This is a genomic window from Sorangium sp. So ce362, from assembly GCF_051519845.1.
In the GTDB taxonomy this organism is placed as follows: domain Bacteria; phylum Myxococcota_A; class Polyangia; order Polyangiales; family Polyangiaceae; genus Sorangium.
The window spans coordinates 8273840-8289184 of sequence record NZ_CP150332.1 but is presented as its reverse complement, the minus strand read 5'-3'; the positions used below and the strand labels follow the sequence as shown (position 1 = coordinate 8289184).

Below are 15345 nucleotides of genomic sequence, written 5' to 3'. Positions count from 1 at the left end.
ATCCCGCCGGACGGCGCGCCGCGCTGAGCCTGCCGGCTCATCTCCCCGCGCGCTCCTCGGCGAGGAGCAGCGTCGTCGAGAACCGCCCGATCGGCTCGATCCACTGCTTGAAGCAGCGGAAGCCCGCGCGCTCCCCCATGCGCACGACGTCGTCCGGCTCGTACTTGTACGAGCTCTCCGTCCAGATGGATTCGCCCTCCTTGAAGGCGACCTCGAGGTCGAGCGCGTCCACGCGGATCGACTGCCGCCGGCGGCTGACGAGGTGCATCTCGACGCGCGAGTCCTGCGCGTTCCACGCCGCGCGGTGATCGAACGAGCGGAGGTCGAACGTCGCGCCGAGCTCCCGGTTCATGCGCGCGAGCAGGTTCTTGTTGAAGGCGGAGGTCACGCCGAGCGGATCGTCGTACGCGAGCACCAGATCCGCCGCGGGCTTCACGAGGTCGGCGCCGAGCAGCAGCCCGTCCCCGGCGCGGAGCGAGGCGCGCAGCGCCGCGAGGAACGCCGCCGCGGCCGCCGGGGCCAGGTTGCCGATGTTCGAGCCGAGGAACAGCACGAGGACGGCGCCATCGCCGCCCCGCGCGTCGATCGCGCGCCGCGCCGTCGCGCGGGACAGGCCTTCCTCGTACCTCGCCCGGTGGGCCGACGTCTCCACGCGCGGCAGGCGGCCCAGGGTCCGGCGCGAGAGGTCGAGCGCCGTCTCCGACACGTCCACGAGGTGCACGCCGAGGCGAGGCACCCGCTTGCAGAGCGGCGCCGCCAGCAAGGCGAGCTTCTCCCCGCTGCCACAGCCGAGCTCGACGATCGAGGCGCCGGCCCCGAACGGCGCGACCATCGCCTCGGCGTGCCGCTCGAGCAGCGCCCGCTCCGCGCGCGTCAGCGGATACCACGGGAGCTGACAGATCGCCTCGAAGAGGTGCGAGCCGAGCGCATCGTAGAAATACTCCGGCGAGAGGTGCTTCGGCGACGCGTTCAGGCCCGCCCGGACATCCGCCATGAAGCGGTCGAGGGAGTCTGTCGTGTGCATCACGGAACCTTAGCCGCAGACCTTCGATAGAGCGCCTGGAAATCCATGGAGCTCCAATGATTTCCAGAGGTACCCCTCTTGGCTCATTCCGATGAGGCGCCGAATTTTCTCCAGCTCGTGACGACCGTTGCCCACGCGATCGGCCGCTGCTAGGAGCTGCCTCTTGGGATCCGGGATCCCGGAGCCAACCGATGACGACCTCTGCACCCGGCGCGGCGAGCGGCGCGCCCCCTCCTGTGAAGCTGGGTCCGTTCGACGCCGAGTTCCTCGCGGACCTGCCCTACGACCCCTCGGTCCTCTTCTTCGACGAGCTCCTCGAGGTGGACGCCGGGAAGAGCCTGGTGCGCTGTCGCATGCCGACCGACCGGCCGATGCCGCTCGTCGACGCGCAGCGGGCGCACCCGCTGCTGCACCCGCGCCACGTCGCCGGCGCGATCCTCGTGCACGCGACGGGGATGCTCGGCTTCGTGCACGCCTACCACCTGCTCGGCCTGCGGCACCGCGCGGGCTGGATCGGCTATGGCACAAACATCCACCGGGTGGTCTTTCGCAAGCTGGTCCAGCCGGGCGCGCCCATCGAGGCCACGTGCGTGGCGACGCGCTCCCGGCTCGGCGAAAAGCGGCACATGATCCGCTATGCGTTCGAGTTCCGGCACGAAGACCGCGTCTGCTACGAGGGCGATCAGACGGCGGTGTGGATGCGCGCGCAGGACGTTCCAGCCATGGATTCCCGACCCGCGCTCGAGGAGCTCGAGCGATCCCTCGCTTGACCCGCGCGTTCGGCTCGTCTACCGGCCCTCCCATGCCGGATTTCGATGCGGGATCGATCGTCCCGTCCACACGCGATCTTCTCCAGGTGATCTCCACCCGTAGAAAGAACATGGCTCTGGTCGGGCTCGTCGGCTCGGAGTCGCCCGCGGAGGATGCGCTGCGGCTCCATGAGCTGAACATCTCTGCCCTCGCGTTTGTCGAGGCGGGGCCCGCCATGCAGGGGGCCGCGCGCGCGACGAGGACCGTGCCGTCGCTCTGCCTGTCCCGGGTGGGCGATCGCGACGGCGCGCTCGCGGCGCGCTACCACGGCGCGGACGGGGTCTGCATCGACGCGCTCTTGCCGCTCGACGAGTGGGACCGCCTCGCGAAGGGGGCGAGGACGATGCGCATGCTGCCGCTCGCCCTGGCCGAGAGCGCGGAAGGGGTCGACGCCGCCGCGAAGGTCGGCGCGCGCGCGATCCTGGTCCGGGGCGCCACGGCGGAGGCGGTGATCGCGTCGATCGCGTCGCTCCCGAGGGCGCTCACCGTCGTCGCCGAGGTGCTCTCGGCCGACGCCGACGCGCTCCGCCGGCTCGTGGGCCACGTCGACGCGGTGATCGTCCCGCCGGCCGTCCACACGTCGGCCCAGTTCCCGGCGCTCGTCGCCGAGGTCGATCCCTGAGCGCGGGCGGGGCGGCCGCCGAAATGTCAGGCCGCCCCTCGACGCCCCGGGCTCCCGCCTCCACGATCAGGCCCCGATGAACAACGCCCACGAACTGGACGAGCAGCGGCGCGCGCTCCGCGAAGGGGCGCTCGTGCAGGCCATGCCCGAGCTCGGGACGCTGATCGTCACCGGCTCGGACCGGCAGACCTGGTTGAACGGCCTGGTCACCTGCGATCTCGCCCCACAGAAGCCGCTGCCCGCCGGGGCGGAGGTCCCGCCCCCCGCGGGCGGGGCGTACGGGCTCAACGTGGTGAAGACCGGGAAGATCTTCGCCGAGGTGTGGATCGTGATCGCGGAGGACCGCATCTACGTCGGCGCGCTGCGGGATCGCGTCGAGGCGCTGCGCGAGAGCTTCGAGCGCTACCTCATCATGGAGGACGCCGAGGTCGCGGACGCCTCCGGCGAGCACGCCTGGGTCTTCGCCCACGGCCCGCGGGCGGCCGATCTCTCCGTGGCCGGGCGCGCGGCCGGCGCGGACGCGGCGATCGTCGACTGGACCGGCCTCGGGGGCGCGCTCCTCGTCGCGCCCCGGCAGGCCGAGGGCGCCGTGCTCGCGGCGCTCCTCCAGGCCCCGGGCGAGGCCGGCCCCGTCCTGCCCACGACGGCGGCGGCGTGGGAGGTGCTCCGGGTCGAGAACAACGTCCCGCGGTTCGGCGTCGACTTCGACGACCAGAACTTCCCGCAGGAGGCCTCGCTCGAGGAGCGCGCCGTCTCGTTCAACAAGGGCTGCTACCTGGGGCAGGAGACGGTGTTCATGCTCCAGATGCGCGGCCACGCCAAGAAGCGGCTCGTGCAGCTCGCCGTCGAGGGGGAAGGCGACGTGCCCGCGGGCGCCGAGATCGCGCTGCCCGACGGCGCCGCCGTCGGCGCCGTCACGAGCCAGGTCAAGGATCCGCGCGGGCAGCGGGTGCTCGCGCTCGGCTACGTCAAGTACAAGCACGCCCTCCAGGGCACGGCGCTCCGGGTCGCCGGCCGGGCGGCCGAGATCACGCGCGCGCCGGGGGCGGGGGGCGCGCCGGGGCAGGCGAAGGTCTAGTACCTCGTCGGCCGAGTTCGTCCCCGGTTCGGCAGGAGGTCTTGCCGAGCGACCCGGCCCGCGGAGAGGGTGTTCGTCGCGCGGGGTGGGGGAGCAGGATGACACGATCGGGCGGGTTTCGAGGGGGCCGAGGCCGGTGTCAGTCTGCCGATCGTGGGCGCTAACCCCGCGATCTCTGGTCGGCCGGACGATTCCGTGACGCTTCCGGCGGTGCCCTCGGCGCCCACGTATGAGGCAGCGCCGGCGACCTCCCCCCGATCCGAAGCGGCCCTGAACACGCCCCCGGCGCGCAGCCCGCGCCAGGTGCTCGTCGCGACCCTCACGCAGACCATCGCCGCTGCCCATGCGGCGGGCGATCTCGCGACCGCGCAGATCTCCGCTCGCACCCTCTCGGAGCTCCTCAGCGCCCCGCAGGCGACGCCGCGGACAGCGCCTGTTGTCGACCTCGCTAGCGCCCGGCGCGCGCGATCTTAAGCCCATCCTGAACGCCACCGGCGCCGAGCTGCCCGCTGTCGCCGTCCACTAGGCCGCGAAGTGAAGGCGTACCGCCGCCCCCGGTTGCTGTTGCGCCCAGCCACCCGTCGTCGCAGGCCGCTCTTGCTCTCGCATCGCGTCGCGAATCTACGGCGACGGCGCGCACCTCGCGAGGATGCGGTCTACAGAACGGATACTCCGGACCGCCGATCCTCCCGGCGGCGTGCTCGTCCGCCGAGAGGGCCGGGGACAACGCGAAGAGGAGGGGCGAGCGCGCGTGAGCGGAAATGTGGCGGGCGTGCACGTGCGCGAAGAAAAGAGAACGCACAGCCGCGTGCATTGCTTTGTAAGTCAGAAAATTATCACAGATCGTCAAAAATAAATGTCTCTTTATCGTGGTAATTTATGGAGTTGGATAACAATGCTGCTTCCTGCGCGAGGAGCCAGGGGGTCTTGCTGATCATGCGCGTTGAGCCGCCTTGACGTGGACTTCGCTCCTGATAGGGTCGCGTTGTTCCATCATCTCTCGGAGGAGAGAGGCGCCGAGGGCTCGCGATGGCTCAACAGTTCGATCGCCTGGAGTGGACCGCGCTGGCGGGCATCCCCTTCGCTGTGCGCAGGATACAACCCTCGGTCGACATCCATGGTCTGTACCGTTATGACGTTGAGCTCGCGATGGAGGTGCCGGCGAGCCTGGCTGACCGTGCGCTCTGGAAGAGCCGCGCGACCCTGATCTTCGTGACGGACGGCGAGGAGAGCTCCGTGCACGGCATGGTCGTGGATCTCGAGCAGATCCAGCGCGCGGACCTCGACCGCAACAGCCTCCGTCTCGCCGTCGTGCCACGCGTCTGGGAGATGACGCAGGCGTCCGCGAAGGGGACCTTCCTCAACCGCACCGTCCCCGAGCTCGTCGCCCGGAAGCTCAAGGCCGCCGGCTTCAACGAGGGTGAGGACTTCCTCTTTCGCCTGCGGCGCAAGCACCCGCCGCACGCGCGCCTGGTCCAGCACGATCGGACCGACTTCGGCTTCCTTCAGGAGCTCTGCAAGCTCACGGGGCTCTCCCTCTCCTTCGCGCACGGCGAGGGACGTGACGTGCTCGTCATCTCGGACTCGGAGGGCGCCTAGGCTCGACCCGGTTTGAAATCGCAGCGCCTCCTGGTGTATGGTCGCCCACGTGCTGCCCGTCGCCGTCCGGTCTTGCCGCGCCCCAGGCCGCTCACGGTCATGACCACCGGCGGCGGCGCGCCCGTCAAGATATCCGGGCCGAAGCTCGTGACGCTCCATCGCCTCTCGCTCGGCTCCCTGCCGAGCTCGGGGCTGCTGCAGGAGCTCGTCGAGCTCCGGGCGGTGGGCTCGAAGCCGAGGGTCACCGCGGGTACGCTCCGGGTGGACGGCGATACGCTGATCGTCTCGTGCGACGTCGACAGCCCGGACGGCTCGCTGAGCGACATTGCGCGGGAGGACCTGAGCCGCCTTCAGCTGGAGGGGCGTTGCAAGGACGGCGCCACGTTCTCTGCGCGCAACGCGGCCGTCCGGTCGTGGAAGAAGAGGGAAGAGCGCGTCTGCAGGGTGGAGCTCACGTACGACGACTGGGCCATCCGTTGGCCCGCGGCCAGGCCGCTGCTGTGGGCGGGGATCACCGATGCTGCGCTGCCCTCGAGCAACGGCAACTTGGACCTGGTCGCGGAGCGTGGGCCGACGAGCCGCCATCGGACCGGCGATTCTGCGCAGCCGGCGCTTCGTCCCGGCCACCGCACGACCGCGGGCGAAGGCACCGGCTCGTGGCGGCACTATTGCCTCGAGGGGCCATCGTACACCTACTACTTGGTTCATTGCGCGCACCGCGGTGAGACCCGCTGGATCCTCGCGTTGGATCCGCGAGACGCGACGACGCTGGACCGCGACGTCCTCCGCCGTGACCTGACCTGCATCGCCTTCTGCTTCGGACAACCGTTCCACGTGGGGGTGCTCCACGGCCTGGACGGGGACGGCGGGCGGGCCGGCCTCTTCAGGATGGGCGTCGAGGCGCGCCTTCCAGGGCGTCAGCGCGAGCGCCCTCCCGTCCCGCTGCGCGGCGACGATGCGCCCTGGCCCGTGGCGCTGTTCACGGTCCTGTCCAGCCACGTCGCGCGCGACGATGCGCAGAGCGGCGCGCTCGCCGCGGCGGTCACGAGGTTCGTCGAGGCGATCCACGAGACCTCGACCGAGGGCGCCGCGCTCAAGCTGCTGCACGGAGCGAGCATGGCCGCGAGGAGCGTGCTCGGCGACGAGGCCCTCCAGGCCGCGGACAGGCAGCGCTGGAACGACTGGTTCGCGCAGCACCGCGGAAGGATCGAGGCGCGGAAAGGGCCTGCGCTGTCGGCCGAGCTCCTCGCCTCCCTGCAGCGCGCAGAGCAGGGGCGCGCGAGCGCCTTGATCCGCGCGGCCTTCGCGAAGGTCCGGCTAGCCCCGCTCGATGAGATCGACGCGGCGCTCTCCTCCGCCGAAGCCTACCTCCTGGGAGAGGACAAGGCGCGGCCGGACGGCAGGAGCGCGGCGATCCTTCAGGCCGTCCTGGTGGCGCTCGTGGCGAAGGCGGTGGGGTACAAGGGGCCCATCTGCGCGTGGGAGAGGTCGCCTTCCGAGCCGTCCGACGCTCCTTCCCGCCCGTGGTGGCCCGCGGAGAGGAGCGCCGGCAAGCGAATCAAGCGGTTCGTCGCCCCTGCTCGCGCGCGCCAGATGCCGCGCGATATGCGCGACTCCTGGCCCTTCTTCGTCGAACCGAAGGTGCCGATCCAGGGACCGATCGCGGCGATCGCCTCCTTCGCGGAGGGGCTGGAGGCCAAGGCCAACGGGCTGGTCACCGCGAGCGTCAAGCCCGTCGCCCCGGCCCCTGGAGAGCTCGCCACGTTCGAGTTTGTCCTGGCGCCCGTGGGCAAACCTAAGGCTCGAATCCTGCTGCTCAAGATCCACGAGACCTTGAGCGGAGCGATCAAGATCGAGGACTGGAGCAACAGGGAGCGCACGTTCACAAGGGAGTCGAAGATCGCCTCTTTCGTGACGGACCTCGCGCACAGCGACGAGACGCGCCAGCTCGTCGAGGGGCTCATGCTGGCTGCTCGGGAGCCGCCGGAGCCATGACCGAGCTCGGGATCCGCCGCCTCGCGGACCACGGATGCCTGCCCGGGGGGCGACCAGCGCCATGATCGGCCGGCGGCACACCGTCCTCCAGTGGAACATGGGCATCTACTACGACCGCGATCTCTCGGAGGATGTCCGGCGGTCGCGGCTCGGCGTCCTCGGGACGCTGGTGGCCGAGCACGCTCCGAGCATCGTGGCGCTTCAGGAGGCGCCCGAAGATCTCCAGCGCCAGCGGGTCCTCGGCCCCAGATATCAGGTCATCTCGGCTCCGGGAGGCATCGCGACCGTCATCCTTCAGCCGGCATGGAAGGTGCTCGATTACAGCGGGATGGAGCGCTGGAGGGCGCTCGTCGTCCTGATCGATCCCCGCGCCGGAGGGCTCGGCCTCGGGTTCTGGAATATGCACCTATCGATCCTCTTCAAGGACTCCGAGGAGCGGCGGGCCCTGGCGCGGTGCGAGCCGCTCGCCGATCTCCGCAGGTTCAGGGCGCACCATCCCGCCCGGGGCGAGATCGTGAGCGGCGACTTCAACCTTGAGCCCCACGACAGTTCAATGACGGGCCGCGACGGCTTCCATGCGCGCGGCGACCCTGAATGGGTGCTGTCGAAGGCGAGCCGGCGAGACATGTCGTATCGACCTCTGTACAACGCGACGCTCTCCGCCTTGCAGCGCGGCGGGCCGCCCTACGGGAGCCGCTGCCGCGGCAAGAGCACGCACAGCGCGGGGCCGTGGTCGATGCCAGATCAGGCGCTCGTGTCGGCCGAGATCGTTCGCTGCGGAAAGCCGAAGGTGACGTTCTTGACGCACGCGGGCTCGACGGCCCTCTGCGATGTACATCGCGGCTTCCCCGATCGGAAGGTGGGCTCGGACCACCTCCCTCTCCTCATCGAGTTCACGGCGTAGCGGGGCGCGGCCCGCGCGGGCTCACGGGAAGATCTCGCGCTCGCCGTACACGGCGGCGAGCCGCTGCAGCGCCACGGCGTAGGCGGCGAGGCGCAGCGTGCACTTCTTCTGCCGCGCCATCTCGGTCACCTCGCGGTAGGCCCGCTTCATCGCCTTCTCGAGCCGGGCGTCGACCTCCTCGAGCGTCCACGTCTCGGAGCGCTTGTTCTGCACCCACTCGTAGTAGCTCACCGTGACGCCGCCCGAGTTGGCGAGGACGTCCGGCAGGATGTCGATCCCGCGCTCCAGGAGGACCTTCTCCCCCTCGGGCGAGCACGGCCCGTTCGCGCCCTCGGCCACGAGCCGGACCTGCAGCCAGCTCGCCTCCTCCACGCCGACCTGGTTCTCCAGGGCCGCCGGGATGAAGATGTCCGCCTTGAGCCGGAAGAACTCCTCGCGGCTGATCGGCTTGCCGGCCGGGTAGCCCGCGATCGAGCGGTGCTTCTTCACGTAGTCTTGCAGCTTGTGCGGATTGAACCCCTCCGGATTGTAGAGATACCCGGTGTGGTCGCCGACCGCGACGGTCGAGGCGCCGAGCTTCGACAGGAGCACGGCCGTGTTCGAGCCGACGTTGCCGAACCCCTGCACGAGCAGCGTCGCGCCGCCGAGGTTCACGTCGTTGTCCTCGGCCCACTCGGTGATGCAGTGGACGACCCCCTGTCCCGTGGCCTTCTCTCGCCCGTACGTGCCGCCCGACGCCACCGGCTTGCCCGTCACGACGCCCTTCACCGCCTGCTTGAAGAGCTGTCCGACGGTGTTCATGTACGTGTCCATGGCCCACGCCATGGTCTTCGCGTCGGTGCCGACGTCGGGAGCAGGGATGTCCGTCTCCGGGCCGATGTTCGAGCCGAGCGCATGGAAGAAGCGGCGCGTGATGCGCTGGAGCTCGGCGCGCGACACCTCGTTCGGGTTGAACTTGATGCCTCCCTTGCCGCCGCCGAGCGGCAGGTTCATGAGCGCGCACTTCCACGTCATCATCGCGGCGAGCGCCTTGAGGTCGTCGAGCGACACCGTCTCGTGATAGCGAACACCCCCCTTGAACGGCCCGAGGAGGTTGTTGTGCTGGATCCGGTAACCCTTGAAGAGCCGGATACTGCCGTCATCCATCCGCACGGGGAAATTGACGATGACCTCGTTCTTGGGCTGGCTCAAGATCGTGGTGATGTAACCCGGCACCTCGATCAGGCGGGCGGCCTCGTCGAGATAACCCTGGATGACTTTGAAGAACTCGTATTTGTGCTTCTGGCCCGGCGCAGGAGGCGTGCTCACCGACGCCGTCGTGACCTTGGTACTGACTTGATCTTCCATGGCTCTGTAACTCTCTAGTGCGCCGCGCCCCCCATTTCAATGCCTGCGGGCGCAATCATGCGCTGCGTCATCGCGGCTCCAGACGGCCGGGACAATGCGTCAGTCTGGCAGTGCGCGACGCGGCGCCGCGCGACGCGAGGCGCCGTTCATGATCTCGACCACAGGACGTACAGATAGGTGATGGTCCCGGTGACGAGCAGGGCGTCGACCCGGTCGAGGATGCCGCCGTGGCCGGGCACGATCCCGCCAGAGTCCTTGATCCCGAAGGAGCGCTTGAACAGGGACTCCCCGAGATCCCCCGCCTGACCGAGGCCGCCCGCGACGATCGCGAGCGCGATAGCGTCGACGACCGGCAGCGACCGGAGAAACCAGACGTGGGCGAGGAGCGCGCCGAGCACCGCGAACAGCAGGCCCCCGAGGGCGCCCGCGACGGTCTTCTTGGGGCTCACCGCCTCGTAGAGCTTGCGCCGGCCGAGGAAGCGGCCGGCGAAGTAGGCCCCCGTGTCGGAGAACCAGGAGAGCAGCAGCGCCAGCACCACGAACGAGGGGCCGTCGGCGCCGGCGTCGCGCCGGAGGAGCGCCAGCGCGCCGAGCCCGCCGCCCACGTAGAGCGGGCCGAAGGTCATCGCCAGCACGCGCAGCGCCGCGGTGCGCATCTCGCCGAGGCGCACCAGCGTGACGAGCATCGCGACGAACGGGAGCAGGAAGATCAGCGCGAGGAGCGCGCCCGGCGAGCCCCCGAAGCGCCAGAGCACGCCGACGACGGCGAGGGTGAGCGCGACGCCGGCGACGCGCGCCGCGCGGTCGTCCGCGTGCGTCATCGCGAAGAACTCGAGCGCGCCGATGGCCGCGGCGGCCGCGACGAGCGCGGCCCACCCCCAGCTCGGGCCGAGGTAGAGCAGCGAGAGGAGGAGCGGAGCGGCCACGATCGCGGTGATGACCCGCGTCGTGAGGTTGGAAGCAGCCAAGCGTCAGACTCCCGTTCGTGAACCGTTGTGAGAGGCGAGGTCGCGCGCGCGCCACGGCCGTCCTGCGTCGAGCGCGCCCTTCGCGCGGACCGCCTCGCCCTCGCCGCCGCCCTCCGCGCCTTCCGCGGGCTCGTCGTCGCTGTCGTGCAGCTGGTAGGCCGCGATGGCCGCGAAGAGGTCGTCCTCGGTGAAGTCCGGCCACAGCCGCTCCGTGAACGACAGCTCGGCGTACGCGGCCCCGTAGAGCAGGAAGTTGGAGAGCCGCTGCTCGCCGCCGGTGCGGATGATGAGATCCGGCTCGCCCACGCTCAGGCTCGGCAGCCGCGCGGCGAGCAGCGCCCCGTCGATCGCCTCCGGATCGAGCCTGCCGGCGACCGCCTCCATCGCGAGCTCGCGCGCCGCGGCGGCGATCTCCTCGCGCGCCCCGTAGGACAGCGCCAGCGCGAGCGTCATCTGCCGGTTCGTGGCGGACGCCTTCCGGAGCGGGTCGAGCACGTCGCGCACGGCCTCGGGGAGCCGGCTGATGTCGCCGATCGCGACCAGGCGGATGTCGTTCTCGAGGATCTCGCCGCGCTCGGTCATCAGGAACTCGCGCAAGAGGCCCATGAGCGCGTCGACCTCGTTCTGAGGCCGCGCCCAGTTCTGCTCGCTGAACGCGTACAGCGTCAGCGCCTCGACGCCGAGCCTCCGGCAGACGCGCACGATCCGCCGCACGGCGGCGCTGCCGGCCTTGTGCCCGGCCTCGCGCGGCTCGCCGCGCAGCTCCGCCCAGCGGCCGTTGCCATCCATGATGATTCCGACGTGGCGCGGGAGATTTCTGGCTTCTACGAGGTTCATCGGCAGGGGGAGTTTCCCTTGTTGACTAACGACTGTCGACTGTTGAGTCTTCACGCCCATGAGCACTGGGGTTGGTCTCACGATCACGCTGCGCGTCAGGATGGGCGCGCACGACGCACATTACGCGGGGGAGCTGTGCGATGGCGCGCGTATTCTCGCGCTCTTCGGCGACGTCGCCACCGAGCTCCTCATCCGTCTGGACGGCGACGAGGGGCTCTTCCGTGCGTACGAGGCGGTCGAGTTCCTCGCCCCGGTCCGAGCAGGCGACTTCATCGAGGCGACCGGCGTGGTCACGAAGGTCGGCGCCACGTCGCGCGCGATGGCCTTCGAGGCGCGCAAGGTCGTCGCCAGCGTCCGCGAAGCCGGGGTAGCGCCCTCGGCGGCGGACGCGCTGGCCGAGCCGATCATCGTTTGCCGGGCGCTCGGCACCTGCGTCGTCCCGAAGGAGCTCCAGCGAAGGCCGCGCCTCGTCCTGCCGGCGCTGTCGGCGCCGCCCCCGGACCACGCGCAGCTCCCGGAGCCGCGGCCGATCATCACGCCGCCCCCCCGGATCATCGTCACGCCGCTGCAGAGCGCCCTGATCCTGACGGCGGCGATCGTCGGCGCCGAGACGACCCGGGCGCAGACGCCGCACCTGCCGGTCACGGCGCGCGAGCTCGCCGACGAGGCGGCGCGCTGCCGCGACGCGGGCGCCGCGGTGGTCCACCTGCACGTCAGGAACCCGGACGGGACGCCGAGCCAGTCGCGCGCGCTCTTCGCCGAGGCGATCGCCGCCATCCAGGAGACGACGGACGTCATCGTCCAGACGTCGACCGGCGGCGCCGTCGGGATGAACGTCGACGAGCGCGCCCAGCCGCTGCTCTGCAACCCCGAGATGGCCACCTTGAACTGCGGCACGCTCAACTTCGGCGACGGGATCTTCGACAACACCCGGCCGCTCATCCGGGACATGGCGGCCCGGATCCGCGCGGCGGGGAGCGTCCCCGAGCTCGAGTGCTATGAGGTCGGCCATATCCATGAGGCGCTCAGCTTGCTCGCCGAGGGGCTCCTCGCCGAGCCGCTCCACTTCCAGTTCGTGCTGGGGGTGCCCGGCGGCATCGCGGCGCGCGAGGACGTGCTCCGGTTCATGATCAGCCAGATCCCGCGAGGCTCCAGCTGGGGAGTCGCCGCCGTCGGCCGCCACCAGCGCCCGATGACCGAGCTCGCCATGCAGCTCGGCGGGCACGCGCGGGTGGGGCTGGAGGACAACATCTACCTGGACAAGGGCGTGCTCGCCGAGGGGAGCGCGCCGCTGGTCGCGCGCGCCGCCGCCTTCGCGCGGAGCATCGGCCGAGAGGTGGTCGATCCGGACCGGGCGCGCCAGCTCCTCGGGATCGGCCCGCGCGCCGCGGCGGCCCAGGCCGGCGGGACTGAAGGAGGGAGCGCGCTCGCGCAGGGATGACCGAAAGACCGCTCTCCACGTGGATCGATCACCTCCGGGGCCGGCTCCCGATCGCGCTCGGCGTCGCCCTGCTCGGGGCGGTCGCGCGGCTCTCGACGCCGTCCCCGCCGGCGCGGACCACCGACGCCATCGCCCGGATGCTCGGGGAGGCGATCGGCGGCGCCGTCAGCCCGGACGATTTCGTCTGGGAGGAGCGCGGCGGGTTCCTCTCCGACGCGCTGCTGGGCCGCCGGGTGCTGTTCCTGGGCGTCCCGCGGCCGCCGGCCGGTGAGCCCGCGGCGGGCGCGGAGCCCGCGGCGGACGGGCGCGGCGCCGCCGACCTGTACCGCGCGCGCGTGCGGCTCACCCGCTCCGGCCGGCCGTTGAGCCTCGGCGGCGTCCGCAACCTGACCGAGACGCCCCTCGGCGACGATCGCAGCCTTGTCGCCCGCGGTCGCCGCGTCGCGGTGACCACCTCCGCCTTCGGCGTCGTGCAGGGGATCACGCTGCTGGATCTCGGCGGCGGCGCGCCCCCGGGGTCTCGGCCCCTCGGCGAGCGGCTCCGCGTGGCCGTCGACGGTTGGATCGAGACCGGGAGCGTGGACGGCGCGTCGCGCAGCGAGATCGCCTTCGACAGCCCGCCCGCGTCGGCGCGGCTCGATCTCGTCGACGAGGGCCTGGTGATGGCCCTCGGGCCCGAGGCGCTGCCGGCGGCGCTCAACACCGCCACCGGCGAGATCGACACGGGCGGGCGCAATCCGTTCGGCGCCCGCGTGCACCTCGTCCCGCCCCGCGTGCCGTCGTTCCTGGAGCTCGCCGGGCCGTCCGCCGGGCGCCTGCTCGGTCCGGGGGCGGCGGCCGCGGTCGAGCGGCTCGCGCTCGGCGCGGATCGCGCCGCGGTGGGTCTCGGCGCCGAGCCGGCCGCCGCGTACCTGACCCACGGCGCCGCGTCCCCGGAGCCTGCGCCGGAGGGGTGGCCCTCGCTCTGGCCGCCGCCGAAGGTGCTGCCCGCGATCCAGCCCCCGCTCCCGGGGGAGGGAGACTGGGTGCTCGTGGCGCCCTCGCTCCCGCGCGTGCTCCCCGGCATCGAGGGCGACCCGCAGCGCCCGTCCAGCCCCTTCGCCGCGACGACGATCCGCCCCGATCCGCAGCGGGAGCAGGTGCGCGTTCACCTGTTCGCCATCGACACGCGGCACATCAAGCTCACCCTGCAGGCCGGCTTCGAGGCGCCCAGGCCGTCCGTCGGCCCGCGCGGCACGGGGCAGCTCCCCGACGCGTCGACGCTCCGCGGGGCCATCGGCCTCGGCGTCGGGCCGCGCGACCCGGCCGCGCCCCCCGCCGGGGCGGAGGCGCTCGGCATGGTCGTCGGCGGCCGCGCGCTCGTGCCGCCGCGCGACGGCGCCGCGACGCTCGCGGTCGACCTCTCGGGCCGGCCGTACTTCGGCGCGTGGCCGTCGCGCGGCGACGTCGATCGCGTGCCCTGGGCGCTCTGGCAGGGCCCGCCGGCCGCGAGCCCCCGCGATCTTCGCGATGGGGGCGGCAAGCGCTTTCCCTGGGCGCTCTGGCAGGGCCCTTCCTTCTTCGAGGCGGCGAGCCCCGCGGCCGCGCTCGCCGCCCTCGCCGGCCCCCTCGGGGAGCGCGCCCCGGCCGACGCGACGCTCTCGCCCGGCGACGGCGACGACCTCGTCGTCGAGCGCTCGGCGCTGTGCATGACCGATCGCGGCCTCGTGGTCCACGCGTGGAGCAGCGCCGCCGACGCGGCCGCGATCAGGGCGGCGCTCGAGCGCGCGCGGTGCCTCGCCGGCGTCTCGCTGGGCCGGGCGCCGGAGCCCCTCGGGGTCGCCTTCCTGAGCCGCCAGCAGGACGGCAGCTTGACCGCGGAGCGCCTCGCGCCGGCGATGTCGCTCGCGCCGCCGGCGCACGTCGCGTCGGCCTCCCCGCGCCCCTTCCTCTACTTCGAGTCGCGCTCGACGGACGGCCCGCCGGCGCCCGATCTGTCGCTCCCGGGCGAGCGCGTCGGCTGGACCGCGGACAGCGGCGCGCAGCCGCCGCCGGCGTGGAGCCCGGCCGTGTACGCCGCCGACACCGTGCACCTCGGCGCGCAGGTCCGCGTCCACGCCCTCGCGCCGGATCGGTTCCTCTTCCGCCTCCGCGCCGGCTCCCGAGAGATCTCGCCGCGGACCGCGCCGAAGCTCGACGCCGACGTGCCGGCCGACGAGCGGTCGCACGTCATGGCGGCGATCGGCGTCGGCACCGGCCGGCGGCGCGGCCCGCGCGGGCTCGCCGTGGGCGGCACCGTCGGGCTCCGCTTCCGGGGCGAGGGGGGCCTGCTGCTGGTCCGCCGCGGCCGCGTCGAGATCCGCCCGGCCGGCGGCGTCGAGGTCGCGCCGGGCATGGACGCGACCGAGCTGCCGCTCACCGCCGACGAGGGCAGGCTGCGGCCCGAGGCGCGCGAGATCGGCACCATGCGCCGGCGCAGCGCCGCCTGTGTGCTCGAGGACGGGACGTTCCTCGTGGCCACGACGACGTTCGACAGCGACGAGGCGACGACCGAGGCGCTGCTCGACCTCGGCTGCGCGCGCGTGGTCGCCCTCGATCGCGGCGCGCACCGCAACGCGTTCGTGCACCGCGCCTCCGGCGACCCCGCGCTGCAGCAGGCCTACGAGGAGACCGCGCTCTTCGCGGTCGGCCTCGCGATGCCCGGCCGGGCGCGGTGGCTCACGGAGGGGGCGGGCCCCTGA

At 72.1% G+C, this 15345-nt stretch carries 12 protein-coding genes; 8 read left to right on the top strand and 4 right to left on the bottom strand.

Annotation, left to right across the window (positions count from 1 at the left end):
* Positions 1–37 precede the first annotated feature (37 nt).
* A complete protein-coding gene (locus tag WMF17_RS31810) occupies positions 38–1024 on the bottom strand; it encodes an L-histidine N(alpha)-methyltransferase (RefSeq protein WP_437644726.1) in 987 nt (328 codons plus the stop codon).
* A 191-nt stretch (positions 1025–1215) separates the two neighbouring features.
* Between WMF17_RS31810 and WMF17_RS31805 the strand changes: the two genes are divergently transcribed.
* The 6 genes from WMF17_RS31805 to WMF17_RS31780 all read left to right on the top strand — a co-directional run bounded on the left by WMF17_RS31805 (position 1216) and on the right by WMF17_RS31780 (position 8032).
* Positions 1216–1794: a hypothetical protein gene (locus WMF17_RS31805; protein ID WP_437596964.1), complete on the top strand. Its 579-nt coding sequence runs from the start codon at positions 1216–1218 to the stop codon at positions 1792–1794.
* Positions 1795–1826: 32 nt separating this feature from the next.
* A complete protein-coding gene (locus WMF17_RS31800) occupies positions 1827–2456 on the top strand; it encodes a hypothetical protein (RefSeq protein WP_437644725.1) in 630 nt (209 codons plus the stop codon).
* Positions 2457–2532: 76 nt separating this feature from the next.
* Positions 2533–3534 carry a CAF17-like 4Fe-4S cluster assembly/insertion protein YgfZ gene (gene ygfZ / locus WMF17_RS31795; protein ID WP_437596962.1) on the top strand — a complete coding sequence of 334 codons (1002 nt, stop codon included), beginning with the start codon at positions 2533–2535 and terminating at the stop codon, positions 3532–3534.
* A 1029-nt stretch (positions 3535–4563) separates the two neighbouring features.
* Positions 4564–5133, top strand: a complete 570-nt coding sequence (locus WMF17_RS31790) for a contractile injection system protein, VgrG/Pvc8 family (protein WP_437596961.1) — start codon at positions 4564–4566, stop codon at positions 5131–5133.
* A 99-nt stretch (positions 5134–5232) separates the two neighbouring features.
* Positions 5233–7128: a hypothetical protein gene (locus WMF17_RS31785; protein ID WP_437596960.1), complete on the top strand. Its 1896-nt coding sequence runs from the start codon at positions 5233–5235 to the stop codon at positions 7126–7128.
* Positions 7129–7225: 97 nt separating this feature from the next.
* Positions 7226–8032: a hypothetical protein gene (locus WMF17_RS31780; protein WP_437644723.1), complete on the top strand. Its 807-nt coding sequence runs from the start codon at positions 7226–7228 to the stop codon at positions 8030–8032.
* 21 nt (positions 8033–8053) lie between these two features.
* Here the strand turns inward: WMF17_RS31780 and WMF17_RS31775 are convergent, their stop codons facing one another.
* The 3 genes from WMF17_RS31775 to uppS all read right to left on the bottom strand — a co-directional run bounded on the left by WMF17_RS31775 (position 8054) and on the right by uppS (position 11184).
* Positions 8054–9379 (bottom strand): Glu/Leu/Phe/Val family dehydrogenase, encoded by a 1326-nt coding sequence (locus WMF17_RS31775; RefSeq protein WP_437596958.1) that lies wholly within the window; start codon positions 9377–9379, stop codon positions 8054–8056.
* 146 nt (positions 9380–9525) lie between these two features.
* Entirely contained in the window at positions 9526–10347 is an 822-nt protein-coding gene (locus tag WMF17_RS31770) for a phosphatidate cytidylyltransferase (protein ID WP_437596957.1), read from the bottom strand.
* Between the two features lie 3 nt (positions 10348–10350).
* Positions 10351–11184, bottom strand: a complete 834-nt coding sequence (gene uppS / locus WMF17_RS31765; RefSeq protein WP_437604328.1) for a polyprenyl diphosphate synthase — start codon at positions 11182–11184, stop codon at positions 10351–10353.
* Positions 11185–11242: 58 nt separating this feature from the next.
* On the opposite strand from uppS, the gene WMF17_RS31760 reads away from it, so the two are divergent.
* Both WMF17_RS31760 and WMF17_RS31755 read left to right on the top strand, forming a co-directional pair.
* Positions 11243–12625 (top strand): 3-keto-5-aminohexanoate cleavage protein, encoded by a 1383-nt coding sequence (locus tag WMF17_RS31760; RefSeq protein ID WP_437596956.1) that lies wholly within the window; start codon positions 11243–11245, stop codon positions 12623–12625.
* Positions 12622–15345, top strand: coding sequence for a hypothetical protein (locus WMF17_RS31755; RefSeq protein WP_437644721.1), 2724 nt, complete (start codon positions 12622–12624; stop codon positions 15343–15345). The genes WMF17_RS31760 and WMF17_RS31755 overlap by 4 nt, the downstream gene beginning before the upstream one ends.

Excerpts from the sequence above, each read along its gene's own strand:
- WMF17_RS31810 (WP_437644726.1), bottom strand. The coding sequence starts at position 1,024 with ATGCACACGACAGACTCCCTCGACCGCTTCATGGCGGATGTCCGGGCG.
- WMF17_RS31805 (WP_437596964.1), top strand. The coding sequence starts at position 1,216 with ATGACGACCTCTGCACCCGGCGCGGCGAGCGGCGCGCCCCCTCCTGTG.
- WMF17_RS31800 (WP_437644725.1), top strand. The coding sequence starts at position 1,827 with ATGCCGGATTTCGATGCGGGATCGATCGTCCCGTCCACACGCGATCTT.
- ygfZ (WP_437596962.1), top strand. The coding sequence starts at position 2,533 with ATGAACAACGCCCACGAACTGGACGAGCAGCGGCGCGCGCTCCGCGAA.
- WMF17_RS31790 (WP_437596961.1), top strand. The coding sequence starts at position 4,564 with ATGGCTCAACAGTTCGATCGCCTGGAGTGGACCGCGCTGGCGGGCATC.
- WMF17_RS31785 (WP_437596960.1), top strand. The coding sequence starts at position 5,233 with ATGACCACCGGCGGCGGCGCGCCCGTCAAGATATCCGGGCCGAAGCTC.
- WMF17_RS31780 (WP_437644723.1), top strand. The coding sequence starts at position 7,226 with ATGGGCATCTACTACGACCGCGATCTCTCGGAGGATGTCCGGCGGTCG.
- WMF17_RS31775 (WP_437596958.1), bottom strand. The coding sequence starts at position 9,379 with ATGGAAGATCAAGTCAGTACCAAGGTCACGACGGCGTCGGTGAGCACG.
- uppS (WP_437604328.1), bottom strand. The coding sequence starts at position 11,184 with ATGAACCTCGTAGAAGCCAGAAATCTCCCGCGCCACGTCGGAATCATC.
- WMF17_RS31760 (WP_437596956.1), top strand. The coding sequence starts at position 11,243 with ATGAGCACTGGGGTTGGTCTCACGATCACGCTGCGCGTCAGGATGGGC.
- WMF17_RS31755 (WP_437644721.1), top strand. The coding sequence starts at position 12,622 with ATGACCGAAAGACCGCTCTCCACGTGGATCGATCACCTCCGGGGCCGG.